Annotated in this window: 24 protein-coding genes; 15 read left to right on the forward strand and 9 right to left on the reverse strand. The window is 56.9% G+C overall.

The window, feature by feature from the left end; genetic code table 11:
* The first annotated feature begins 99 nt into the window (after positions 1–99).
* The 4 genes from sppA to ACSBQV_RS05140 all read left to right on the forward strand — a co-directional run bounded on the left by sppA (position 100) and on the right by ACSBQV_RS05140 (position 5,232).
* Entirely contained in the window at positions 100–1,956 is a 1,857-nt protein-coding gene (gene sppA / locus ACSBQV_RS05125; protein ID WP_033643311.1) for a signal peptide peptidase SppA, read from the forward strand.
* Positions 1,957–2,049: 93 nt separating this feature from the next.
* Positions 2,050–3,066 carry an asparaginase gene (gene ansA, locus ACSBQV_RS05130; RefSeq protein WP_033643312.1) on the forward strand — a complete coding sequence of 339 codons (1,017 nt, stop codon included), beginning with the start codon at positions 2,050–2,052 and terminating at the stop codon, positions 3,064–3,066.
* A gap of 22 nt (positions 3,067–3,088) precedes the next feature.
* Positions 3,089–3,721, forward strand: a complete 633-nt coding sequence (gene pncA / locus ACSBQV_RS05135; RefSeq protein WP_099785855.1) for a bifunctional nicotinamidase/pyrazinamidase — start codon at positions 3,089–3,091, stop codon at positions 3,719–3,721.
* A gap of 233 nt (positions 3,722–3,954) precedes the next feature.
* The gene (locus tag ACSBQV_RS05140; RefSeq protein WP_099785857.1) at positions 3,955–5,232 is read left to right on the forward strand and encodes a glycoside hydrolase family 18 protein; all 1,278 of its coding nucleotides are present in this window, start codon (positions 3,955–3,957) and stop codon (positions 5,230–5,232) included.
* A gap of 45 nt (positions 5,233–5,277) precedes the next feature.
* Here ACSBQV_RS05140 and ACSBQV_RS05145 read toward each other — a convergent pair whose 3' ends face one another.
* Together ACSBQV_RS05145 and msrB are read right to left on the reverse strand one after the other, a co-directional pair.
* Complete coding sequence (locus ACSBQV_RS05145) at positions 5,278–5,550, reverse strand: YeaC family protein (RefSeq protein ID WP_004932218.1); 273 nt, start codon at positions 5,548–5,550, stop codon at positions 5,278–5,280.
* Positions 5,551–5,613: 63 nt separating this feature from the next.
* A complete protein-coding gene (msrB, locus tag ACSBQV_RS05150) occupies positions 5,614–6,027 on the reverse strand; it encodes a peptide-methionine (R)-S-oxide reductase MsrB (protein WP_033643315.1) in 414 nt (137 codons plus the stop codon).
* Positions 6,028–6,375: 348 nt separating this feature from the next.
* Here msrB and gapA point away from each other — a divergent pair, with 348 nt between their 5' ends.
* Positions 6,376–7,371, forward strand: a complete 996-nt coding sequence (gapA, locus tag ACSBQV_RS05155) for a glyceraldehyde-3-phosphate dehydrogenase (protein WP_004932222.1) — start codon at positions 6,376–6,378, stop codon at positions 7,369–7,371.
* Positions 7,372–7,565: 194 nt separating this feature from the next.
* Positions 7,566–8,441, forward strand: coding sequence for a D-hexose-6-phosphate mutarotase (locus ACSBQV_RS05160; RefSeq protein WP_042784714.1), 876 nt, complete (start codon positions 7,566–7,568; stop codon positions 8,439–8,441).
* A 94-nt stretch (positions 8,442–8,535) separates the two neighbouring features.
* Here the strand turns inward: ACSBQV_RS05160 and ACSBQV_RS05165 are convergent, their stop codons facing one another.
* Entirely contained in the window at positions 8,536–9,300 is a 765-nt protein-coding gene (locus ACSBQV_RS05165) for a MipA/OmpV family protein (RefSeq protein ID WP_033643317.1), read from the reverse strand.
* A gap of 426 nt (positions 9,301–9,726) precedes the next feature.
* Here ACSBQV_RS05165 and yeaG point away from each other — a divergent pair, with 426 nt between their 5' ends.
* The 3 genes from yeaG to ACSBQV_RS05180 all read left to right on the forward strand — a co-directional run bounded on the left by yeaG (position 9,727) and on the right by ACSBQV_RS05180 (position 13,620).
* A complete protein-coding gene (gene yeaG, locus ACSBQV_RS05170; RefSeq protein WP_016927472.1) occupies positions 9,727–11,661 on the forward strand; it encodes a protein kinase YeaG in 1,935 nt (644 codons plus the stop codon).
* 131 nt (positions 11,662–11,792) lie between these two features.
* Positions 11,793–13,061, forward strand: a complete 1,269-nt coding sequence (locus ACSBQV_RS05175; RefSeq protein WP_033643318.1) for a YeaH/YhbH family protein — start codon at positions 11,793–11,795, stop codon at positions 13,059–13,061.
* A 328-nt stretch (positions 13,062–13,389) separates the two neighbouring features.
* On the forward strand, positions 13,390–13,620 hold the full coding sequence (locus tag ACSBQV_RS05180) for a hypothetical protein (protein WP_033643319.1): 231 nt from the start codon (positions 13,390–13,392) through the stop codon (positions 13,618–13,620).
* Positions 13,621–13,794: 174 nt separating this feature from the next.
* On the opposite strand, the gene ACSBQV_RS05185 is transcribed toward ACSBQV_RS05180, so the two are convergent.
* Complete coding sequence (locus tag ACSBQV_RS05185) at positions 13,795–14,484, reverse strand: alpha/beta hydrolase (RefSeq protein ID WP_099818247.1); 690 nt, start codon at positions 14,482–14,484, stop codon at positions 13,795–13,797.
* An 873-nt stretch (positions 14,485–15,357) separates the two neighbouring features.
* Here ACSBQV_RS05185 and ACSBQV_RS05190 point away from each other — a divergent pair.
* Positions 15,358–15,534, forward strand: a complete 177-nt coding sequence (locus ACSBQV_RS05190) for a GhoT/OrtT family toxin (RefSeq protein ID WP_033634815.1) — start codon at positions 15,358–15,360, stop codon at positions 15,532–15,534.
* A gap of 161 nt (positions 15,535–15,695) precedes the next feature.
* Here ACSBQV_RS05190 and ACSBQV_RS05195 read toward each other — a convergent pair whose 3' ends face one another.
* A complete protein-coding gene (locus ACSBQV_RS05195; protein ID WP_099785861.1) occupies positions 15,696–15,992 on the reverse strand; it encodes a hypothetical protein in 297 nt (98 codons plus the stop codon).
* 225 nt (positions 15,993–16,217) lie between these two features.
* On the opposite strand from ACSBQV_RS05195, the gene ACSBQV_RS05200 reads away from it, so the two are divergent.
* The 3 genes from ACSBQV_RS05200 (at position 16,218) to ACSBQV_RS05210 (ending at position 18,838) form a co-directional block, all read left to right on the forward strand.
* Entirely contained in the window at positions 16,218–16,700 is a 483-nt protein-coding gene (locus ACSBQV_RS05200) for a hypothetical protein (protein ID WP_099785863.1), read from the forward strand.
* 306 nt (positions 16,701–17,006) lie between these two features.
* On the forward strand, positions 17,007–17,567 hold the full coding sequence (locus ACSBQV_RS05205) for a 3'-5' exonuclease (protein ID WP_099785865.1): 561 nt from the start codon (positions 17,007–17,009) through the stop codon (positions 17,565–17,567).
* Positions 17,568–17,644: 77 nt separating this feature from the next.
* Entirely contained in the window at positions 17,645–18,838 is a 1,194-nt protein-coding gene (locus ACSBQV_RS05210) for a Bcr/CflA family efflux MFS transporter (RefSeq protein WP_033650957.1), read from the forward strand.
* 8 nt (positions 18,839–18,846) lie between these two features.
* Here ACSBQV_RS05210 and dadX read toward each other — a convergent pair whose 3' ends face one another.
* From dadX to ACSBQV_RS05225, 3 genes are all read right to left on the reverse strand, one after another.
* Positions 18,847–19,920: a catabolic alanine racemase DadX gene (dadX, locus tag ACSBQV_RS05215; RefSeq protein WP_099785867.1), complete on the reverse strand. Its 1,074-nt coding sequence runs from the start codon at positions 19,918–19,920 to the stop codon at positions 18,847–18,849.
* A gap of 76 nt (positions 19,921–19,996) precedes the next feature.
* Positions 19,997–21,301, reverse strand: a complete 1,305-nt coding sequence (locus tag ACSBQV_RS05220) for a D-amino acid dehydrogenase (protein ID WP_033643328.1) — start codon at positions 21,299–21,301, stop codon at positions 19,997–19,999.
* Between the two features lie 175 nt (positions 21,302–21,476).
* On the reverse strand, positions 21,477–21,809 hold the full coding sequence (locus ACSBQV_RS05225; RefSeq protein ID WP_143557073.1) for a hypothetical protein: 333 nt from the start codon (positions 21,807–21,809) through the stop codon (positions 21,477–21,479).
* A gap of 26 nt (positions 21,810–21,835) precedes the next feature.
* Between ACSBQV_RS05225 and ACSBQV_RS05230 the strand changes: the two genes are divergently transcribed.
* Positions 21,836–22,153 (forward strand): antibiotic biosynthesis monooxygenase family protein, encoded by a 318-nt coding sequence (locus tag ACSBQV_RS05230; protein WP_046687236.1) that lies wholly within the window; start codon positions 21,836–21,838, stop codon positions 22,151–22,153.
* A 46-nt stretch (positions 22,154–22,199) separates the two neighbouring features.
* On the opposite strand, the gene zinT is transcribed toward ACSBQV_RS05230, so the two are convergent.
* On the reverse strand, positions 22,200–22,850 hold the full coding sequence (zinT, locus tag ACSBQV_RS05235; RefSeq protein WP_099785869.1) for a metal-binding protein ZinT: 651 nt from the start codon (positions 22,848–22,850) through the stop codon (positions 22,200–22,202).
* A 298-nt stretch (positions 22,851–23,148) separates the two neighbouring features.
* Here zinT and ACSBQV_RS05240 point away from each other — a divergent pair, with 298 nt between their 5' ends.
* Entirely contained in the window at positions 23,149–24,684 is a 1,536-nt protein-coding gene (locus ACSBQV_RS05240) for a SpoVR family protein (RefSeq protein WP_033643331.1), read from the forward strand.
* Positions 24,685–24,688: the final 4 nt, after the last annotated feature.

Genomic DNA, 24,688 nt, shown 5'->3' on the forward strand with positions numbered 1-24,688 from the left:
AGCCTCGGCGATAGCGTCTGTGTGCCACGATTTAAAGCTGACATTTACCCGGCCGCTCATTAGGATAGCGGAACATTCTCGACTCTTGTTGGAGAGCACATGCGCACATTGTGGCAAATTATTGCCGGCATTTTCCGGTGGACATGGCGTCTGCTGAATTTTATCAGGGAACTGATCCTTAACCTGTTCCTGGTCCTGCTGATCCTGGTTGGGGTCGGCATCTATCTGTCCTTCCAAAGTTCCTCCACCTCAACGGCCCCGGCGCGCGGCGCGCTGTTGGTCGATTTAAGCGGCGTGGTGGTCGATCAGCCTTCGGTAAACAACCGGGTGCGGCAATGGGGGCGTGAACTGTTGGGCGCCTCCAGCAGCCGCCTGCAGGAGAACTCGCTGTTCGACGTGGTGGACAGCATCCGCAAGGCCAAAGACGACAAAAACATTACCGGCATGGTGTTGCAGCTGAATGACTTCGCCGGCGCCGATCAGCCCTCGCTGCGCTATATCGGCAAAGCGCTGCGCGAGTTCCGCGACAGCGGCAAACCGATCTTCGCCATCGGCGACAGTTACAATCAAACGCAATACTACCTGGCCAGCTACGCCAACAAGGTCTACCTCTCGCCGCAGGGCGCGGTCGATCTGCACGGTTTCGCCACCAACAACCTGTATTACAAGTCGTTGCTGGACATGCTCAAGGTCACCACCAATATCTTCCGCGTAGGCACCTATAAATCGGCGGTCGAACCGCTGATCCGCGACGACATGTCCCCGGCGGCGCGCGAAGCGGACAGCCGCTGGATTGGCGGTCTGTGGCAGAACTATCTGGAAACCGTGGCGGCCAACCGGCAGCTGACGCCGCAGCAGCTGTTCCCCGGCGCCGCCGGCGTGCTGAGCGGCCTGCAGGCGGCAGGCGGCGACACCGCCCGCTATGCGCTGGACAATAAGCTGGTGGACGAGCTGGCGTCGCGCACCGCGATCGAAAATCAGCTGGTCAAAACCTTCGGCTGGGACAAACAGGCGAACGATTTCAACGCCATCAGCATCTACGACTACCAGCCGAAGCCGGACGCCAACCAGGGCGGCAAGATCGCCGTGGTGTTCGCCAACGGCGCCATCATGGACGGCCCTCAGACGCCGGGCAACGTTGGGGGCGACACCACCGCCGCCGAGCTGCGTCAGGCCCGTTTGGATCCGGCCGTCAAAGCCGTGGTGTTCCGCGTCAACAGCCCTGGCGGCAGCGTCAGCGCGTCCGAAGTGATCCGCTCCGAGCTGGCCGCCGTGCGCGCCGCCGGCAAACCGGTGGTGGTGTCGATGGGCGGCATGGCCGCGTCGGGCGGTTACTGGGTCTCGACGCCGGCCGACTACATCATCGCCAGCCCGAGCACGCTGACCGGCTCCATCGGTATTTTCGGCATCATCAATACCTACGAGAAAACCCTGGATACGCTGGGCGTGCACACCGACGGCGTGGCGACATCGCCGCTGGCCGATATCGCGGTCACCAAGGCGTTGCCGCAGGAGTTCTCGCAGATGATGCAGCTGAATATCGAAAACGGGTATAAGAACTTCCTCGATCTGGTCGCCAAATCACGCAAGATGACCCCGCAGCAGGTTGACCAAATCGCGCAGGGCCACGTGTGGCTCGGCAGCGACGCCAAGGCCAACGGCCTGGTCGATCAGTTGGGCGATTTCGACGACGCGGTGAAGAAAGCCGCTGAGCTGGCGAAACTGCAACAGTGGCAGCTCGACTGGTTCGTCGACACTCCGAGCCTGAGCGATATGGTGCTCAGCCAGTTCGGCGTTTCCATTCACGCCATGCTGCCGGCGGCGATTCAGGCCATGCTGCCTGCCCCGCTGGCCTCGGTCGCCAATGCGGTGAAAGAGCAGCCGGGTTTGTTCAATAACTTGAACGATCCGCAGAACCGTTACGCGATCTGTCTGACCTGCGGAGAAGTCCGCTAACAAATAATTCTGCTGCCCGGCCTCCGCCGGGCTTTTTTTCTGCCGCCATGTCCCTATAATTCAGCCCATCTTATCTTTGTTAAAATCATAACCATGCAAAAGAAATCCATTTACGTCGCCTACACCGGCGGCACCATCGGCATGCAGCGTTCCGAGCACGGCTATATTCCGGTTTCCGGCCACCTGCAGCGTCAGCTGGCGCTGATGCCGGAATTCCATCGGCCGGAGATGCCGGATTTCACCATTCATGAATACGCGCCGCTCATCGATTCCTCGGACATGACGCCGGAAGACTGGCAGCACATCGCCGACGACATCAAACAGAACTACGATCGCTACGACGGCTTCGTGATCCTGCACGGCACCGATACCATGGCGTTCACCGCCTCGGCGCTCTCCTTCATGTTGGAGAACCTGGCCAAACCGGTGATCGTCACCGGCTCGCAGATTCCGCTGGCGGAGCTGCGCTCCGATGGCCAAACCAATCTGCTGAATGCACTGTACCTGGCGGCCAACCATCCGGTGAACGAAGTCAGCCTGTTCTTCAACAACAAGCTGTTCCGCGGCAACCGCACCACCAAAGCGCACGCCGACGGCTTCGACGCCTTCGCCTCCCCGAATCTGCCGCCGCTGCTGGAAGCCGGTATCCACATTCGTCGCCAGCACGGCATCGACAGCCCGGTTTGCAACGGCGCGCTACAGGTACATGACATCACGCCGCAACCGATCGGCGTCGTCACCATCTATCCGGGCATTTCCGGCGCGGTGGTGCGCAACTTCCTGCTGCAGCCGGTCAAGGCGCTGATCTTACGCTCCTACGGCGTCGGCAACGCGCCTCAGAAGGCCGAGCTGATCGACGAGTTGCGCGCGGCTTCCGAACGCGGCATCGTAGTGGTCAACCTGACGCAGTGCATCTCCGGGCGCGTCAATATGGAAGGCTACGCCACCGGCAACGCGCTGGCGCACGCCGGGGTGATCAGCGGTTTCGACATGACGGTGGAAGCCGCTCTGACCAAGCTGCACTACCTGTTGAGCCAGCCGCTGACGCCGGAACAAATCCGCGCCCTGATGCAGCAAGATCTGCGCGGCGAGCTGAGCATCAACGGTTAACCTACCGATCTTTGGAGCGGCGATGAAAACGGCCCTGTTGTTGATCGATCTGCAAAATGATTTCTGCCCCGGCGGCGCGCTGGCGGTCACGGAGGGCGACGCCGTCATCCCGGTCGCCAATCAGGCGATCGCCGCCTGCCTGGCGCGCGGCGAACCGGTGGTGGCCAGCCAGGACTGGCATCCCGCCAATCACCGCAGCTTTGCGGTGAACTCCGATGCGCAAGTCGGCACCCTCGGTGAACTGGAAGGTTTGCCGCAGGTGTGGTGGCCGGTGCACTGCGTGCAAGGGAGCCTCGGCGCCGATTTTCATCCTCAACTGCAGCGGCAACACATCAATGCCGTCTTTCGCAAAGGACAGGATACGGACATCGACAGCTATAGCGCGTTCTTCGATAACGGCCACCGGGCGCAGACCGAACTGCACGGCTGGCTGCAATCGCAGGGCATTCAGCGGCTGGCGATCATGGGCCTGGCGACCGACTATTGTGTGAAGTTCAGCGTGCTGGATGCGCTGGCTGCCGGCTATCCGACGCAGGTGATCGTCGACGGCTGCCGCGGCGTGAATCTGCAGCCAGACGACAGTGAGCAGGCGCTGCAGGAGATGGCGCGCGCCGGCGCGCAGCTAGTTACCCTGTCACAGTTTCTCGCCAACTAAATCCGCTCTGGCGCCACCGGCGCCCTCTCTGCGCGGCGGCGAAATTATCGACGCTGCTCACAATACCGCCTTTCTTCTTCCCCAACGGCTTGTGACCGGCAGGCGCTTTTGCTGTTATGGCAGCGACGCTTTTGGCGTCAATCGGTTATACGCATCCGGGGCCCGCTGAGCCCGGCTTTATTGTGACCGCTACTAGCGGTACGGTCGGCCTTGCCGATCCCAAGGAGACAAACATGAAAATAACCCGAAAACTGCTGCCTTTACTGGCAGCGGTGCAGTTGGCTATCGCCGGTACTGGCGCGGCTCAGGCGGCCTATCTCTCCGTCGGCTACTTCAACGGCGGCGGCGACGTCACCGCCGGCCCCGGTGGTGACATCGACAAGCTGGACGTGACGCAAATCACCCACCTCAACTATTCGTTTGGCCTGATCTACAACGACGAGAAAGACGAAACCAATGCGGCGCTGAAAGACCCCGCTCGCCGCCACCAGATCTACCTGTCGCCGAAAGTCACGGCCGATCTGCAACGTCTGCCAGTGCTGCGCAAACAGAACCCCGAGCTGAAAGTGCTGTTGTCGGTCGGAGGCTGGGGCGCACGCGGTTTCTCCGGCGCCGCCGCCACCGCGGAAAACCGGGCGATTTTCATTCGCTCGGCGTTGCAGGTGATCGAGCAGTACCGGCTGGATGGGATCGATCTGGACTGGGAATATCCGGTAAACGGCGCCTGGGGCTTGGTGGAAAGCCAACCGGCAGACCGCGACAACTTCACCCTGCTGCTGAAAGAACTTCATCAGGCGCTGGGTAAAGGCAAACTGTTGACCATCGCCGTCGGGGCCAACGTCAAAAGCCCACGTGAATGGGTCGATGTGAAAAATATTGCGCCCTACCTCAATTACATCAATCTGATGACTTACGACATGGCTTACGGCACGCAGTACTTCAATGCCAACCTGTACGATTCAACGCGTTGGCCAACCGTAGCCGCCGCCGATCGCTACAGCGCCGATAACGTAGTAAAGCATTATCTGGCCGCCGGTCTGAAACCGGCGCAGATGAACCTCGGGATCGGTTTCTACGGCCGGGTGCCGAAACGGGCTACCGAAGCGGGTATCGATTGGGACAAGCCGGACGCCGCCAACCATCCGGTGACGCAGCCTTACTTCAGCGCGCGTGAAATCGCCCTGTTCCGCACGCTGGGATTGGATCTCAGCAAAGACAGTTATTTTAAATACCGCGATATCGTCAACAAATTGCTCAACGATCCGCAGCAGCGTTTCCGCGAGCACTGGGATGACGACGCCAAAGTGCCATACCTGACGCTGCAATCCGCCGAGGGCAAGCCGCTGTTCGCCATCTCGTTCGAGAACCCGCGTTCGGTGGCCATCAAGGCCGATTACATCAAAAGCCAGGGATTGGGCGGTGCGATGTTCTGGGAATACGGCGCAGACGACAATAACCGGCTGGCGCAGCAGCTGGCGGAATCGCTGGGCATAAAGGGCGAGAAACGTTGAATCGACGGGGCGATGGCGACATCGCCCCGCTTTAGGGGTGGAGCCTTACTGCGGCTTGAGTTTCACCAGCGGCTCGGCAACGAACTGCTGCTTCAGCTCTTGTTTGCTCTTCATCACGATCTGCCCGTCGGTGCCGATGCTCATATGCTGCGGATCGACGTTGTTCATCGACTGCCACAGCATCACCGCCTGCAGGCTGTTTTCCTTTTGCTCCGGCGTCAGCGCCACGCCGTCCGGCCATTTGCCCAGTTCAACCGCCTGCACCAGGCGTTGGTATATCTCGGGCGTCATCGCCGCAATCAGATCTTTCACGTCCATCAGGGCCCTTCTCGCTTACGGAAGAATAATTAGCTGAATCGATTTTGTTAGTTAAATTACCGCTTAACCGGCCGTTTGATCGCCATTTTCGCCATCGGTGAAACTCAGCGAGGCGGAATTGACGCAGTAACGGTCACCGGTCGGCTGCGGGCCATCGGGGAAAACATGCCCCAGGTGCGCGTCGCAGTGGCCACAGCGGATTTCAACACGATGCATATTATGTGAATTATCATCAAGATAACGGATTGCATCGGCGGAAACCGGCTCGTAAAAGCTGGGCCAGCCGCAGCCGGAATCGTATTTGGTTTCGGAATAGAACAGCGGCTGGTTACAGCACAGACAATGGTACACGCCCTCACGCTTGTTATGCAGCAATTTGCCGCTAAACGGCGCTTCGGTGCCACGCTGTTGCGTGACATAACGTTGGATTTCATTCAGTTCCGTGACCGGATGAGCGGGGGTTGTCTCTTTAGCCATTTGTGCTTATCTCTGAATGTGGATAATGTCAACGAAAACAATGATTAATAATAACAAAAAATTAACACCGCTGCAGGGTTTTTTGGCCTAAACTGTAGCCCATAAAGGCCACGTCACGATGATATGTGATAGCGATCACACATCTTGCGTATGCTGACTTTATACTTGGCGGCTTGTCCCCATATAACGGATGAGGCCGAGCGCAAATGGACTGTGCAATAAGCGTGCAAAACCACCCTTCCGGTTTGACTTGCCGCAAGTATTGACACGATTCCGCTTGACGCTGGGTAAGGTTTTTGTAATTTTACAACCAACCTTTTATTCACTAACAAATAGCTGGTGGAATATATGACTATCAAAGTAGGTATCAACGGTTTTGGCCGTATCGGTCGCATTGTTTTCCGTGCTGCTCAAGAGCGTTCTGACATCGAGATCGTTGCAATCAACGACCTGTTGGACGCAGAGTACATGGCTTACATGCTGAAGTATGACTCTACTCACGGCCGTTTCAACGGTACGGTAGAAGTTAAAGACGGCCACCTGGTTGTTAACGGCAAAACCATCCGTGTTACCGCAGAGAAAGACCCGGCTAACCTGAAGTGGAACGAAGTGGGCGTTGATGTGGTTGCTGAAGCGACCGGTATCTTCCTGACCGACGAAACCGCGCGTAAACACATCACCGCCGGCGCTAAAAAAGTGGTTCTGACTGGCCCATCCAAAGATGCGACCCCAATGTTCGTTCGCGGCGCCAACTTTGACAAATATGCCGGCCAGGACATCGTTTCCAACGCCTCTTGCACCACCAACTGCCTGGCGCCGCTGGCTAAAGTCATCAACGACAACTTCGGTATCGTTGAAGGCCTGATGACCACCGTTCACGCGACCACCGCTACTCAGAAAACCGTTGATGGCCCGTCTCACAAAGACTGGCGCGGCGGCCGCGGCGCATCCCAGAACATCATCCCTTCTTCTACCGGCGCAGCGAAAGCGGTTGGCGTGGTTCTGCCAGAGCTGAAAGGCAAACTGACCGGCATGGCGTTCCGCGTACCGACCCCTAACGTGTCCGTTGTTGACCTGACCGTTCGTCTGGAAAAAGCGGCTACCTACGAAGAAATCAAGAAAGCCATCAAAGACGCCGCTGAAGGCTCTATGAAAGGCGTTCTGGGCTATGTTGAAGACGACGTGGTTTCCACCGACTTCAACGGCGAAGTGCTGACTTCCGTGTTCGATGCCAAAGCCGGTATCGCACTGAACGACAACTTCGTGAAACTGGTTTCCTGGTACGACAACGAAACCGGCTACTCCAACAAGGTTCTGGATCTGATCGCTCACATCTCCAAGTAATGGCATGATGTTAAGCTGATAATGAGGGCGACATTTTTTTGTCGCCCTTTTTTTACCCGTCATCTTTCGAGTCACAGCGTTGTTCGCTGCACACACTCACCTCAGTCACTGTCTAAGCATGCGCCTGAGGGCCTGGTTGTGACCCGAAAGCTAATAGGGTCCATTTCTATTTCCGGCAAACAATAGGTTATGAAATGAACGAGAAAATTTTCACCCTGCCCGTTTCCGAACAGATTTCTCCTTATATCAGCCAGCGCCAACTCGATGAGCTGGGCGTGGTGGTCGTGTCGCACCCGAAAGTGCGCGCGGCGGTCGCGCTGCAGGGCGCGCATTTGCTGGCCTGGCAGCCTAGCGGTGAGCAGCCGGTAATTTGGCTCAGCAACAACACGCCTTTCGCCAAAGGCAAGGCCATCCGCGGTGGCGTGCCGATCTGTTGGCCGTGGTTCGGCCCGGTGGCGCAACCCTCCCACGGGTTCGCTCGCAACCAGCCCTGGAGCCTGACGGCGCACGATGAAGATGACAACGGCGTCATCCTGACCTTTACGCTGAAAGACAATGAGCAGACCCGCAAGCTGTGGCCGCACGCCTTCACGCTGATTGCTCGCTTCAAGCTGGGTGAAGAGTGCGAGATCGAACTGGAATCGCACGGCGATTATCAAGCCACGGCGGCGCTGCACAGCTACTTCCAGGTTGGCGATATCGATCGGGTCAGCGTGGCGGGCCTGGGCGAACCTTATATTGATAAGGTGGCGGGCGGCGTCGAAGCGCGTCAGACGGGCGAAGTGACCTTCGTCGGCCAAACCGACCGCGTCTATACCCGTCCGGAGGCCTTCAGCCTGATCCGCGATCCGGCGCTCGCACGCACCATCGAGGTTCATCACCATCATATGAGCGACGTTATCGCCTGGAACCCCGGCGTAGAGCTGTCCTGCAGCATGGGAGACATGCCGAACGACGGTTACAAGACCATGGTCTGCGTTGAGACCGGGCGCGTCAGCAAACCGCTGCTCGCCGCCGGCGAACAACCCGCCCGTTTGGGTGTGACCTTCCGCAGCCGTAAAAAGGCCTGAAACCCCGTGCGCGTCAGCGCACTACGGATGTGCAAAAGGGGCGCTCGCGCCCCTTTTTGATGCACGCCATGCACACTTATCGTGCAATGCGCGATTAGAAGGTGTAGCTCACACCCGTCATCAGCAAACCGGTGTAAGATTTATCCACCATCGGGCTGTCTTTCACTTCATCCGACAACTTCACATAGCGGCCGAGGAAGAAGGCGTTCCAGCTCTTGTTGATCTGGTAATTGGCGCTCAGCTCGAGATACGGCGCCCAGCTATCGCTCGGGGTGTAGCTGTCCAGACCGCTGCGGCGCGATTCATTGGCGCTGACGCCATAGTAATATTTGTTCTGGTTTTTGCTGTTCCACATCACGCCTACGCCCGGAACCAGCGTCAACGCGTCCAGATCAAACTTGTACAGATAAGCCACATCGCCCACCAGCCCGTTGCTGTAGTTCAGCGTGTCGCCGGTGAAGGTGGTGCGAATGGTGCCCCACTCTGCGTTGTGTGAATAGGCCAGGCCGGCCATCAGCGTGCCGCGACGCTTGTCGAGACGCTTCATGCGATCGTCGTCGCTGTCGCCCGGACGGTAGCCCCATGGCGTGTAATACCCCATGATGCTCAGCTGATTTTCTTGATCTTTCCACAGGTAGTAACCGGCGGTCAGAGTACGGAAGTAGAAGTCGTCACCTTCATAGTCGATGACGGGCACCGGATAAACGCGATCCTGATAACCGCGATACGGGTCCGGGCTAACCAGCGCGGCAGCACCCAGTGACCAGGTTCCCGCCTGGGCACTTTGCGCACAAACCATTGCGGAAGCGATAATTGCTAGCGTTTTGAGTTTTGAAATCTTCACTGGTTCTTTTTCCATAAATTACAGGGTTAATAGCCGCAATAGTTTATGTGAAAATTTAGTTACGCGCCTAATCTTTACAATAGAAAACGACCAAGATCGAATAACTTATAGCGGAATTATGAATTAATCATGGCGGAACGATGACGATTCATGCCGCAGGCCGCGCCAGACAAGGCATTTGGTTATCCCGGCAATAACTGAGTCATTGATATGACTTAAAAAAAGCTTTTTCTACGGCAGGAAATTTTCCGGCAAGCAAACTAAGCTTAAATCAGAAGGTGAATTTATCCTGGGCCCAGTGGCATACAGCGCAACTCGCGATAATAAGCGCACCAAGTTGGCATACGGGTTGCTGTACTCAGGCGTATTCTCATCTTTCGGGAGCCAGAACACTATCACACGCTCTCTTTAACCTGTGCTAATAACGAAAGGACGGGCATCATGAACATATTTGACCACTATCGCCAGCGCTACGAAGCTGCCAAGGACGAAGAGTTCACACTGCAGGAATTTCTTACCATTTGCCGGCAAGATCGCAGTGCCTATGCCAACGCGGCCGAACGTCTGCTGATGGCTATCGGTGAACCTGTGATGGTCGACACTGCGCTAGAATCACGCCTGTCGCGCCTGTTCTCCAACCGCGTGATCGCACGCTATCCGGCCTTCGAAGAGTTCTACGGCATGGAAGAGGCCATCGAACAGATCGTCTCTTACCTGAAACACGCCGCTCAGGGCCTGGAAGAGAAGAAACAGATCCTTTACCTGCTGGGCCCGGTGGGCGGCGGCAAGTCCTCGCTGGCGGAACGTCTGAAAGCGCTGATGCAGCGCGTGCCCATCTACACCCTCAGCGCCAACGGCGAACGCAGCCCGGTCAACGATCATCCGCTGTGCCTGTTCAATCCGCAGGAAGATGCCACGATCCTGGAAAAAGAGTTCAATATCCCAAGTCGCTATCTCGGCACCATCATGTCGCCGTGGGCGGCGAAGCGCCTGCATGAGTTCGGTGGCGATATCACCAAGTTTAAAGTCGTGAAAGTGCGCCCTTCCATTCTGGAACAGATCGCCATCGCCAAAACCGAGCCGGGCGATGAGAACAACCAGGACATCTCGGCGCTGGTCGGTAAAGTGGACATCCGCAAACTGGAGAACCACGCGCAGAACGACCCGGACGCCTACGGCTATTCCGGCGCCCTGTGCCGCGCCAACCAGGGGATTATGGAATTCGTCGAGATGTTCAAAGCGCCGATCAAGGTGCTGCATCCGCTGCTGACCGCAACCCAGGAAGGCAACTACAACGGCACCGAAGGCATCTCCGCCCTGCCGTTCAGCGGCATTATTCTGGCGCACTCCAACGAATCCGAGTGGGTGACCTTCCGTAACAACAAGAACAACGAAGCGTTCCTCGACCGCGTGTATATCGTCAAGGTGCCTTACTGCCTGCGCGTGTCGGAAGAGATCAAAATTTACGACAAGCTTCTGGATCACAGTGAGCTGACCCATGCGCCCTGCGCGCCGGGCACGCTGGAAACGCTGGCGCGCTTTAGCGTGCTGTCGCGGCTGAAAGAGCCCGAAAACTCGAGCATCTACTCGAAAATGCGCGTGTATGACGGCGAAAGCCTCAAAGATACCGACCCGAAAGCCAAGTCCTATCAGGAATACCGCGACTACGCCGGGGTTGACGAAGGCATGAACGGCCTCTCCACCCGTTTCGCCTTTAAAATCCTCTCGCGGGTATTCAACTTCGATCACGCCGAGGTGGCAGCCAACCCGGTGCACCTGTTCTATGTGCTGGAACAGCAGATCGAGCGCGAACAGTTCCCGCAGGATTTGGCGGAGAAATACCTGGAGCACCTGAAAGGCTATCTGATCCCGAAATACGCCGAGTTTATCGGCAAAGAGATCCAGACCGCCTATCTGGAATCCTACTCGGAATACGGACAAAATATTTTTGACCGCTACGTCACCTATGCCGACTTCTGGATCCAGGATCAGGAGTATCGCGATCCCGACACCGGCCAGCTGTTCGACCGCGAGTCCCTGAACGCCGAACTGGAGAAAATTGAAAAACCGGCCGGCATCAGCAACCCGAAAGATTTCCGCAACGAAATCGTGAACTTCGTGCTGCGCGCCCGCGCCAACAACAACGGCCGCAATCCGAACTGGACCAGCTACGAGAAGCTGCGCACCGTGATCGAGAAAAAGATGTTCTCCAATACCGAAGAACTGTTGCCGGTGATTTCGTTCAACGCCAAAACATCGACGGACGAGCAGAAAAAACACGACGACTTCGTCGATCGCATGATGGAGAAAGGCTATACCCGCAAGCAGGTGCGCCTGCTGTGTGAATGGTATCTGCGGGTCAGAAAATCCTCATAACGCCTCAGGTAAGCGGCATTATCAGGGCCATGTCCACAGTCATGGACGTTGCAGCGCAGCCCACGGAGGGGCTGACACATTGCGCTGCCGCGCCGGGACATGAAGAGTTGGCAACGTCGTTTGGGGGAAGTATGGCCTATTTCATTGACCGGCGGCTGAACGGCAAAAACAAGAGCACGGTGAACCGCCAGCGCTTCTTGCGCCGTTACAAGTCGCAAATCAAACAGTCGATTGCCGAAGCCATCAACAAGCGTTCGGTCACCGACGTAGACAGCGGGGAGTCAGTCTCTATCCCCACTGACGATATCAACGAACCGATGTTTCATCAGGGGCGCGGCGGCACGCGCCATCGCGTTCACCCGGGCAATGACCACTTCGTGCAGAACGATCGCGTCGAACGGCCTCAGGGCGGCGCAGGCGGTGGCGGCGGCCAGGGCAACGCCAGCCAGGACGGTGAAGGCCAGGATGAGTTCGTCTTCCAGATATCCAAAGACGAGTACCTCGATCTTTTGTTCGAGGATCTCGCCCTGCCCAACCTGAAAAAGAATCAGTACAAGCAGCTGACCGAGTTCAAAACCCACCGCGCCGGCTATACCGCCAATGGCGTGCCGGCCAACATCAGCGTCGTGCGTTCGCTGCAAAACTCGCTGGCGCGGCGTACCGCCATGACCGCCGGTAAAAGGCGCGCGTTGCACGAACTGGAAGACGCGCTGACCCAGTTGGAAAACACCGAGCCGGTGCAACTGCTGGAAGAAGAGCGGCTGCGCAAAGAGATTGCCGAACTGCGCAAGAAAATCGAAAGCGTGCCGTTTATCGACACCTTCGATCTGCGTTACAAAAACTACGAGCGTCGGCCGGAGCCCTCCAGCCAGGCGGTGATGTTCTGCCTGATGGACGTATCCGGTTCGATGGATCAGGCCACCAAAGACATGGCCAAACGTTTTTACATTCTGCTTTATCTGTTCCTGAGCCGAACCTACAAAAACGTCGAGGTGGTCTATATTCGCCATCACACCCAGGCGAAAGAGGTGGACGAGCAGGAGTTCTTCTATTCGCAGGAAACCGGCGGCACCATCGTCTCCAGCGCATTGAAACTGATGAACGACGTGGTCGAAGAGCGTTACGATCCGGCGCAATGGAATATCTACGCCGCGCAGGCGTCGGACGGGGACAACTGGGCCGACGATTCACCGCTGTGTCACGAGCTGTTGGCGAAGAAGATCCTGCCAATGGTGCGGTACTACAGCTACATCGAAATCACTCGCCGCGCTCACCAAACGCTGTGGCGCGAATACGAAGATCTGCAGGCGAAATTCGACAACTTCGCCATGCAGCATATCCGCGAACCGGACGATATCTATCCGGTATTCCGCGAACTGTTCCGCAAACAGACCGCGTGAATAATATCGCGGTAATCATAGCAGCCGGAGAACCCGTTTTCCGGCTGTTTATTTTTCACCCTGATATATCCCTCACACATAAATTTTGACCTTCACCGGCAAAATAATAAGCCGCATTATCCCGAATGACGACCTCTATTATTATTTCTTCTGAGGTTATTCCTAAACCTTCACATCCTCCCTCATGCGTCTTGATGGGAATATTCCCATTCAGTTATCGTTAACACACGCATCGGGTTCCACCCTAAGCGAAATTTGACTCATTTTATTTTCTATGGCTTCTCAGCCCGCTTCGGCGGGCAATTTACCTGTCAGCAGGTTAGACACCATGATCGATTACACCCTCTATGGCCTCAACAAGAATGATGTTGATGAATACCATAAGCAAATCTGCTGCCTGCTCGGCAAAAGCGTGCTGCTGGTGCTCATCGCCAACAAACCGATCACCAAACAGAATCTGCTGGCCAGTCTTATTCAGGAAGTTGAACAACAGCACGACGAGTATTTTCAAAAATTGCATCGCGCGGCAATAGAAATGATCGGCGTTAACGGGCGCTAGATCGATATGCGCAAGGCGGAAATCTACGCCATTATTGCCGCCGTCGTGGTGTTGATTATGCTGTTAATAATGAACTCCGGCAGCGATATCAGCGCTTATCCCTAATGCGAAGCGAAGCACTCCTTTACCGCAAGGTGCCTCTTTTTTGGCCCGAAGCGCGTTTCTGCCCGGGTTTTATTTTGAACCGGCCGCTTCGTCAATCAATCCCGCCACGTCATCGGCATGGGAAACCAGCGAGGCATGACTGGCCTTCAGCACCATTACTTTCTTAGCCTGCAGCCGCTGCGCCATACGCCGTTGGTTCTCCGGCGCTATCATGCAGTCGTCGCTGGAGAGTTGATACCACGACGGTTTATGTTTCCAGGCGGGCTCACCGAGGGGGTTGCCGAAGGTATCGGCCAATGGCGCCTTCTGCGTCGCCGCCATCACCAGAGCCTCGTCGGCGGTAAGATCCTGGCAAAAGCTTTCGTGAAACTTGTCGTTCTTGATCCACAGATAACCGTCGCTGTCCGGAATCAGATTCGCGACTGCCGCGGGAGGATGCGCTTGCGTAATGCCACCGGGGCTTTCACCGGCATCCGGCGCAAACGCGGCAATGTAGACCAGGCCGACCACGTTAGGCTGGTTGCCCATTTCCGTGATCACCGCGCCACCGTAAGAGTGCCCCACCAACAATACCGGTCCCGCTTGCTGCGCGACCATCTTGCGCGCCCGTTCCGCATCCTCAGCCAGTGAGGTCAGCGGCATTTCCACCGCGTGAATCGTCGAATAGCCCCTGCGCGACAACTCGATAATCACCTTACTCCAGTGCGCGGCGCCGCCCCAGAATCCGTGCACCAGCACGATGGTTGGTTTTGTGCTCATTGCCGACCTCTTCATCTCATTTGGAGGCGCTGTAGACTGATCAACAGCCGCCCTACAGGGACGCGCCTTGCAGCCGGCGACGTCGTGCGATCTCCATTTATATAGTTAGCACTGCGGCATTCGACAATAGCTACGACGGGTTAAGGCGCTCGGTTTACAGGCGTCGTCATGACTTGCCGAGGCAGCGTACGCCGTGGCGGCAGTGCAAAAAACGGGATTAAAACTAGGATTTTTACCCATACCGATCTAAAATCCCACGCAAAAACAAAGACAAGTAAATTTGGTTCATCGGGAAAAGGAATGAAGTTGTGAAGGAAATGATCTCCATCGTATTGATGACATGCCTGCTGGCGCTGCTGTTTTCGTGGCTGTTCGTCTACGGTCTTAACATTCATTAAACCTACAGCAACACCACCCCCCCCCTTCCTGGCTGACCGGCAGCGCATCCGGACGATGCGCTAAAAACCCCTCTCCCCGACATGTTTTTATCCCATCATTCGCCCGTCGACAGCTAAAAAGAACCCAAAGCTCGCCGGCGCAACGCGATCTCGCCTTCGTCTGCTCGCCCACTTAAACATCAATAAAATTTATGAGTGATAGCCTCGTCGCGTTTCCGGACGTCTGAATGACTATTTTGCTTCTTCACACCGTTCCCGCCTGAAATCAGGCTGACAACCTTAAAATGTTACCGGTAACTATGTTGTTGATTTCTTTTCGTAATAAACATAAAGCCGTTAATAACCTTACATTCTTTATAGAAATAAATTATGCATTCTTATGGATAAAGGCATGAATTAACGGCCTTCGGTCATTGATTATCGCCCGCCAAGCTCCTAAAATTCGCGCGTAAAAATACAACTGGGATCGAGTTTCATGTCGTCGCTGTGGGTTGCAACGCAATACTGTTATTTTATTGGTCTGTTAGTTTCAATGATTTTCACCTACCTGGTAAGCAGGGACACCGTCAAAATTCGTTGCATCAGCGCGCTGACCATCGGGTTAACCTGGCCGTTGAGTCTGCCTGTCGTCTTGCTGTTTTCGCTGTTCTAACGCCCTAACAGGCTGTGCCGCCACGGATGCTTTTAAACAGCCGTGCTAATGTAATGGGTCGGCCAACGACGCTGCCCCCTCACCGGCGAAACAAGTGACGATACGGCGCATTGTTAAATGAAAGGCCATTTCCCCGCGTAATGTTTTACTTGGGGGGTAGACTATTCGCCGCGCCGCGATCGCCAACGGCGGTACAGCCGCCCCACGCCCCATACCATCAGCCATAGTAAAATATTCCCCCCCAACCAAAGCATCAGCAGGTAGAGGAAAGTCTGATAACCGGGTATGCCCCGATCGGCGAAGAACGGATTAAAGTGCAAAAATTTGACGATCGCGAAGGGATTAAGATTGAAACGGGTGAAGACGCAGGCGGTCAGCACAGGCGGCAACAGGATGTAAAACGCCAGGGTGAATATTAGCAGCAGCCTGGTGCCATGCGTGTTTTTATAATCTTTCATATCAGCGTATTGCTTGCTTCATCTCAGTGCGAGAATCGCCTGGCGATCGCTCGCCAATCGACCCTGCGGGCCAAAAATAGTTCCGCGCAAACGCGGGAATAAAGCCGGTTCAGCGTTTAATTCTCATTTAGCGCTCGGGTGATATATACCCTGTGGATTATAAATTACGATGCCGACGCGCCGCCTTCAACTGCAGCGTTTGCGTGGCGTCATCAGGAGGCCCTAATGAAACCGGACGCACTCTCCCTGCCGCCGAGCGCCAAAAAACTCAAAGTGATCTACGGCTGGTATATTTACGTGATCTATATCCTGCTGGTTTTCAACATTTACATGGCGGTCTACAACGTCTGCGTTCGGCATCCGATCGAAGCCCCGCTGCTATCGCTGTTTCACAGCCTGTTTCTCGCGCTGATGTTGCAACAGGTGCTCAAGAAAAACGTCGTTTTCGCCTGGATCTTGTTGGGCTATTTTATTCTGATGCGCCTGTATTACGCCAATGTGCTGCACATTGAGTTCACGCTGGTGAGCCGTGGCCTGGTGCTGCTGATTCTGACGCTGCTGCTGACCGGCACCGTGGCCGTCGGGCAGCTGGCCACGCCGCCACAGCGGCATGACTGGCTGGCTCGCCTAGGCTGGCGGCAATGGATGACGCTCGCGGCGCTGGCAGCGATCCTGACCCCGCTGATCACCACCGATTACCTCGGCTAAACGCGGTGCTATCTGGGGATATGGGGCTCTGAAATGTCCACGATGCGGCATATTTTGGTGTAGTTGCCTGCCTTCTCACAGATCTTGTCCGTGACGAACACGCTAAGGTAGCCCAGCAGCAGCAAGTAGCCAACCATGCACAAAATAAAGATAAGCGTTCTCACCGATAGCGACCAACCTGACAAGAGTATCTCCAGCATCATAACCTGAACGAGGCGCTTTAAAAGGATTTCATGTGCGCACTGGCCGCATCGGCGCACGTTCTGTAGTAACATTAAGCCACCACGCCAACCACCGGAAACGCCGATGCACCATCTGATGTTAGACATTGAAACCCTGGATATAAAACCCAGCGCCGTGATTTTGGTGGTCGCGGCGGTGTTTTTCGATCCCCGCACCGGCGAACTCGGCGCCGAATTCGAGGCCGCCGTCAGCAGCCAGAAAGATCAGCCGGGACGAACCATAAGCCTGGACACGGTTGCCTGGTGGACGAAACAATCCGATGAAGCGCGCAAGCTGGCCTTCGGCGGCACCGAGAGCCTCAAGCGCGTGCTGAGCAGTCTCAGCCGTTTTATCCATATGAACAGCACCGATACGGTAAAGGTCTGGGGCAACGGTAAAGAGTTCGACTGCGCGATCCTCGAACACGCCTTCCAGCAGTTGGAGATGCCCTGTCCGTGGAAATTCTGGGATACCCAGGATGTGCGCACGGTGATAACGCTGGCGGAACTGCACGGCTTTAACCCGAAAAAGACCCGTCCGTTCGAAGGCATGCCGCATCGCGCGTTGGATGACGCTCGCCATCAGGCCCGTTATGTGGCCGATACCGTCTCGGCGCTTTATCTCCGCCCGAGAGCGCAGCGCTGACCCGCTTTGCCCCTTTTCATTTGCCGCCAGAATCTCTACTCTAGCCCTCTTTGTCACTCGGACGTGCCTTTCCTGCTATGCAAAAGTTCCTGTTTCTGCTTCTCAGCCTGGTGCTGCTCGGCCCATTGGGCATCGATCTCTATCTGCCCACCATTCCCGCCATCGCCGTCGGCCTGGGCAGCAGTGAAGCGCTGATCCAATCCACCATTTCGCTATTTATTCTGGTGCTCGGCCTCGGTCAAATCATCGCCGGTCCGTTGGTGGATAACTATGGCCGCAAACCGGTGGCGCTGGCCGGCATTATTCTCTACACGATCGGCGCGGCAATGGCGGCGCTGGCCACCAGCCCGACGATCTTCATCGCGTCGCGCCTGTTGCAAGGGGTTGCGGTCTGTTGCACCGCCGTCGTCGCCTTCAGCGGCGTGCGCGATCGGCTGAATGGCGACGACGCCGCCCGCGCCTTCGGCTTTCTCAACGGCACGCTGAACATCATCCCGGCATTGGCGCCGCTGCTCGGCGGCCTGCTCGCCGAAGCCTTCGGCTGGCGCGCGCCCTTTTGGTTCCTGGCCGGTTACGCGCTGCTGGTGTTGGTGCTCATCGCGCTGCGCCTGCCGGAAACTCGCCCCGCCGACACCGTGCCCGTCAAAGGGCTGCCGGTGCGCCAATACGCGCGCATCCTCAGCGAACGGCGTTTCCTCTCTTTTGCGGTGGTGAACTCCGGGGCGATGGGCATGGCGCTGACCTACGTTTCTCTGGCGCCTAACGTGCTGATGGGCACCGCGGGCCTGACTCCGCTGCAATTCTCGTTGGTGTTCGGCGCCAACGGCTTCTGGATCATGTTGGTCAGCTTCTTCGCTAACCGCATCATCCACAAAGTCGGCCGTCCGGTTTGTCTGGCGACCGGCGGCATTTTGATGGGGTTGGGCTGCCTGGGCCTGCTGCTGGGCGTCATGTGGCTTCCCGCGGCGGCGCAAGCGCACTGGCTGGCGTATATGCTGCCGGTCGCCAGCGCCTGCGCCGGGTTGGCGTTCGTGATGGGCCCGGCCACCAGCTATGCGCTGGAACCGTACTCCAATGAGGCCGGCGTCGCGTCCGCGCTGGTCGGTTTCGTACAGATGGCCGGGGGCGCCGCGCTGGGGCTGCTGGCGATGGCGCTGCCGCTGCAACCGAAGCTGTCGCTGGCCTTGGTCATGCTGGCGGGCTGCCTGCTGGCGCTGCACGCGCGGCGGCTCAGCAAGCAGATTAAAGGACAGATCAGAAAAGTCGCCTGAGCCGCGGCTCAGGCTTCGGTAACAACCGGCACGCGTGCCGCCAACGCCGACAACAGTTCATAGCCTAACGTCCCTGCCGCCGTGGCCACCTCGTCCACCGGCAGGCGTTTTCCCCACAGCTCCACCTCGGCGCCCAGTTCAACGTGGGGACAGGGCGTCAAATCCACCGCCAGCATATCCATCGATACCGTTCCCAGGGTGCGCGTCAACACGCCATCGACCCATACCGGCGTTCCGGTCGGCGCATGACGCGGATAGCCGTCGGCATAACCGCAGGCCACCACGCCGATACGCTGCGCGCCGGCTGCGCTGTAACGGCCACCGTAGCCCACGCGATCGCCAGACTTCAGCTGCTGAATGCCGATGATCTCGCTGCTCAGCGTCATCGCCGGCTGCAACCCCGTCGATGCGATATCGTTCCAGCATCCGCTCGGCGAAGCGCCATAGAGAATGATCCCAGGGCGCACCCAGCTGCCGTGGGTCGCAGGATGCCACAGCGTAGCTGCCGAGTTGGCCAGGCAACGCGGCAGCGGTACATCGGCCGCCGCCGCCTCGATGGTGGCCATCTGCTGAGTTACGCCTTCCGGCCCGTCGGCGGTGGCGAAGTGACTCATCAGCGTAAGCTCGGCAATATTGGCGACAGCCTGCGCCCTGCGCCACACCTCATGCAGGCGCTCGGGCGCAAACCCCAGCCGATTCATGCCGCTGTTCACTTTCAGATAGACATCAAGCGGCGCACTCAGCTTCGCGTCGGCGATCGCCGCCAGTTGCCAGTCGCTGTGCACCGCCGTCGTCAGGCGATAACGATCGAGCAAGGCCAGATCCTGCCGCTGGAAGAAGCCTTCCAACAACAGGATCGGCCCCTGCCAACCGGACTCGCGCAGCAGCACCGCTTCGGCCAGATCCAGCATGGCGAAGCCGTCGGTTTGCGCCATGCTGCGCCAAACGTGTTTGATGCCGTGGCCATAGGCGTTGGCCTTGACCACCGCCCAGACTTTGGCGCCGGGGGCGAAACGGCGCACCACCTGCAGGTTGTTTTCAATTGCGCCGAGATGCATCGTGGCGGTTATCGGGCGGGGCATCGCTTCTCCTTGGGGCAGCGTACAGCGGCCACGCGCGCCTGCGCGTGGCCGAAAAAGTCTATGACAGCGTCGACGATTAACGTGCGGGATGCACGTCGTTCAGCGGAACCGCGTGTTGCTGGCGAAATCCGGCGCTGTAACGCGCCACCGCCAGGTCATCGGAAGGGATTGCCGGCGTAATGCCGGACATCAGATCGGACAACAACTGCCCGGAACCGCAGGCCATGGTCCAGCCGAGCGTGCCATGCCCGGTGTTGAGGTACAGGTTTTTCAACGAGGTGCGGCCGACGATCGGCGTGCCGTCCGGCGTCATCGGGCGCAGGCCGGTCCAGAACGTCGCGTCTTCCACTCTGCCGCCGTTCGGGTAGAGATCGCGCACCACCATCTCCAGCGTTTCTCGCCGCTTTTGCTCCAGCTGAGTATTGAAACCGACGATCTCCGCCATGCCGCCGACGCGAATGCGCTGGTCGAAGCGCGTGATGGCGATTTTATACGTCTCATCCAGAACCGTAGAGAATGGTGCCGCCGCCTCATCGACGATAGGGATCGTCAGCGAATAGCCCTTCAGCGGGTAAACCGGAATAGACACCAGGCCGCGCAGCAGCGCCGTGGAGTACGAACCGAACGCCACCACATAGCTATCGGCTTTGAACACTTCCTCGCCGCACTGTACGCCGGCGATCTTGTCCCCCTCCACCAACAGACGGTCGACGCTGCGGTTGAACAGGAAGGTCACGCCCGCCTGCTCAGCCATCTTCGCCAACTGTTGCGTAAACAGTTGGCAATCGCCGGTTTCGTCGTTCGGCAACTGCAGGCCGCCGGTCAGCTTGTGCGCCACCTGCGCCAGCGCAGGCTCAACGCTACCGAGTTGGCCGGCCTCCAGCAATCGGTAAGGCACTCCGGCATCTTCCAATACCGCAATATCTTTCGCGGCGTTTTCGAACTGTTGTTGGGTGCGGAACAGCTGCAGCGTGCCGCCCTGACGGCCTTCGTACTGGATGCCGGTTTCCTGCCGCAGCGCCTTGATGCAGTCGCGGCTGTATTCCGCCAGGCGCACCATGCGGCCTTTGTTGGTCATGTAGTGTTCGGTGTTGCAGTTTTTCAGCATCTGCCACATCCAGTTCAACTGGAAGCTGCTGCCGTCGAGACGGATCGCCAGCGGCGCATGGCGTTGGAACATCCACTTAATGGCCTTCAGCGGCACGCCCGGCGCCGCCCAGGGAGCGGCATAGCCCGGTGAAATCTGCCCGGCGTTCGCCGCGCTGGTTTCCAGTGCCGGGCCGGGCTGACGATCGATCACCGTCACCTCATGCCCAGCCTTCGCCAAATACCAGGCACTGGCTACGCCCACCACTCCACTACCTAAAATTACCACTCGCATCGCTGACTCCAGCCCAAGGCTTCACAAAGCACAATCTTCTGCTAACAGGAAATTAACTCAGTGAAAAAATCCGTCCAACAACTTCGTCATCAAACGTGACAATATTCACAATTAATTTATCGTCGATGGCCCGCGCATTTGCAATAGCCGCCAGAAAATAGCGATAAGATACGGTTTAAGGGGGTTTATGGCGCGAGGTCACCCCTGATTCGCTAGCATTGCTATCATTGATGTCATGGAAAATTGGCGTGATAAGCAACATGGATTTAACAGAATATAAAAATATCAGCCAACCTATAAATAGAATAAAAAACCACAAAAACAAAAAATACCAAAACAACTGGCAAATAACGGCACCACCCGCTGCAGCAGAAAAATCGCGTAAATTTTCAGCCCTTAATAGCCTTATTTTTACTGTTGGAATAAAGCGGCGTTCACTGTGGCGCCATCTTGTTTTCGCTGCAGCACGATATGAACGTTCAAGCCCCCAGCCGCGCCTAGAGTTCATACTGTCGCTATTCAGGAGAACCTCGCATGTTCATCGCTCTCTATCAGTTCTCAGTCAAAACCGGACACGAACACGCTTTTCGCCAGGCCTGGCTTGAATTGACGCAGGGCATCTATCAGCAACGCGGCAGCCTGGGCTCGCGCCTGCATCGGGAGGTGAACGGCAAATATATCGGCTATGCGCAGTGGCCAAGCCGCTCGGCATGGGAAAACGCCGGTGATATTCAGCTGGATGAACGGTACCGAGCGGCTCGGGATCGCATGCGCGCCACTTTATTGGCGGATGAAACGCTATTTGAAATGGACGTCACGGACGATTACCTGCAAATCAGGCCGTTCGACTGACCACAAGCCCACGCGTGCGGGCTTGTGGTGGCAGAAGAGAGAAGCATCAATGATGCAGCATCTCATCCACGACTTCTTTGGTCTGCAGCTGGAATGGGTAGTAGGTCGGCCAGTTATCCATCTCTTTCAGCAACGCCTCCTGCGACGTGTTGCCCATAAAGATATGGAAATGCGCCGATTTGCGCGGCCCGATAATGTGATCGCTGAACTGTACGAATTTCGGCGCCTGGCTGTCGGCATCCTGGCACTCGAACAGATAACGCACGCCTTTCTTACCGGAGACATACGTCAGGATCTTATGCCCGGCGTACTTGTACTGACAGGCGCTGGATTGGTCGCCACGGTGAAATTCCATGATACCGTTCTCAATGCCAATGGTATCCACATCGGTGGCGTAACCTTTGCGGTAATACGCCTTCACCTCTGCGAAGGTTTTGCTCTTATCCTGCGCCGCTTTCTTCTTGAACACCGGGTCAAGATCCCCATTGATCAGATACGGATACACGGATTGCCATACGCCCTCCCAATCAGCCAGGTCGCGATCTTTGACGTCCTTATCGTCGAACACGCCTCCCTCCGCATTTTTTTCCACTTCCGTCAGCGGCTTGCCATGTGAATGATGCCCGTGAGCCAACGTTTGCCCACTGATGAACAGCGCCGCCAGCGCCACTGCCAATTTGCCCAAATGCCTCGTCAAAACGCGCTCCTTGTCCGTTATTGAGAAAAATGAAAAGTTACAATATAACATAACAGTTTTCAATCCCTGTCGCACAGCAGGCAATGTGTTGCACGCCCCTGCCGCAGGGCTATACTCGGAGAAGATGCGCGGTGTTGCACCGCCTTCTGCCGGGACGGGCGCCGGATCGACCGCCGTTCGCTCCTTTGCGTACCGGCATTTTTATTTCACTGATTTGCAATGGTTAATTATGACTTGAACTATGCTTGTTACAGGGTCTGCCGTTTGAGCAAGGCCCGTGAATAATGAGGGTGCGCTGATGACTACTTCAACACATGACAAGGTTAAGGATGATAAACGTCTGAGCGATGGACCGGACTGGACGTTCGAACTGCTGCAGGTGTATTTGGAGCAGATCGACCGCGTCGCCAAGCATTACCGGCTCGACACCTACCCCCATCAGATCGAGGTGATCACCTCAGAACAGATGATGGACGCCTATTCGAGCGTCGGCATGCCGATCAACTATACCCATTGGTCCTTCGGCAAAAAATTCATCGAAACCGAGCAGCGCTACAAACAGGGCCAGCAAGGGCTGGCGTATGAAATCGTCATCAACTCCAATCCCTGCATCGCCTACCTGATGGAGGAGAACACCATCACCATGCAGGCGCTGGTGATGGCGCACGCCTGCTATGGCCACAACTCGTTCTTCAAGAATAACTACCTGTTCCGCAGTTGGACCGACGCCAGCTCCATCGTCGATTACCTGCTGTTTGCTCGCCACTACATCAGCCAGTGCGAAGAACGCTACGGCGTCGAAGAAGTGGAACGGCTGCTGGACTCCTGCCATGCGCTGATGAACTACGGGGTCGACAGGTACAAACGCCCGCAAAAAATCTCTTTGGTGGAAGAAAAAGCGCGCCAGAAAAGCCGCGAAGAGTATCTGCAAAGCCAGGTGAATACGCTGTGGAAGACCCTGCCACGCGTCGAGCGCGAAGAGTCGCCTGAGCAGGCGCGCCGATATCCGAGCGAACCGCAGGAAAATATCCTCTATTTTATCGAGAAGAATGCGCCGCTGCTGGAACCGTGGCAGCGTGAGGTGCTGCGCATCGTGCGCAAAGTCAGCCAATATTTCTACCCGCAAAAACAGACCCAGGTAATGAACGAGGGGTGGGCGACCTTCTGGCACTACACCATCCTTAACCATCTTTACGACGAAGGCCGGGTGACCGAGCGGTTCATGCTGGAGTTTTTGCACAGCCACACCAACGTGGTTTATCAGCCGCCGTACAACAGCCCATACTATAACGGCATCAACCCCTACGCGCTGGGCTTCGCCATGTTCCAGGACATCAAGCGCATCTGCCAATCGCCGACCGAGGAAGATCGCTACTGGTTCCCGGACATCGCCGGTAAAGACTGGTTGGACACGTTGCACTTCGCCATGCGCGACTTTAAGGATGAGAGCTTTATCAGCCAGTTCCTGTCGCCCAAAGTGATGCGCGACTTCCGCTTGTTTACCGTGCTGGACGACGATCGCAACAACTACCTGGAAATTGCCGCGATCCATAACGAAGCGGGCTACCGGGCAATCCGCCAGGAGCTGTCGGCTCAATACAATCTGAGCAACCACGAGCCGAACATTCAGATCTGGAACGTAGACCTGCGCGGCGACCGTTCGCTGACGCTGCGCTACATCCCGCAGGAGCGCGCGCCGCTCGATAAGAGCCGCCGCGACGTGTTGAAGCACCTGCATCGCCTGTGGGGCTTCGACGTGATCCTCGAGCAGCAAAACGAAGACGGCAGCGTGGAATTGCTCGACCGCTGCCCGCCGCGGCCTACGCCGCTGTAACCGC

Source organism: Serratia sp. B501 (genome assembly GCF_051172315.1).
Classification (GTDB): Bacteria; Pseudomonadota; Gammaproteobacteria; order Enterobacterales; family Enterobacteriaceae; genus Serratia; species Serratia ureilytica.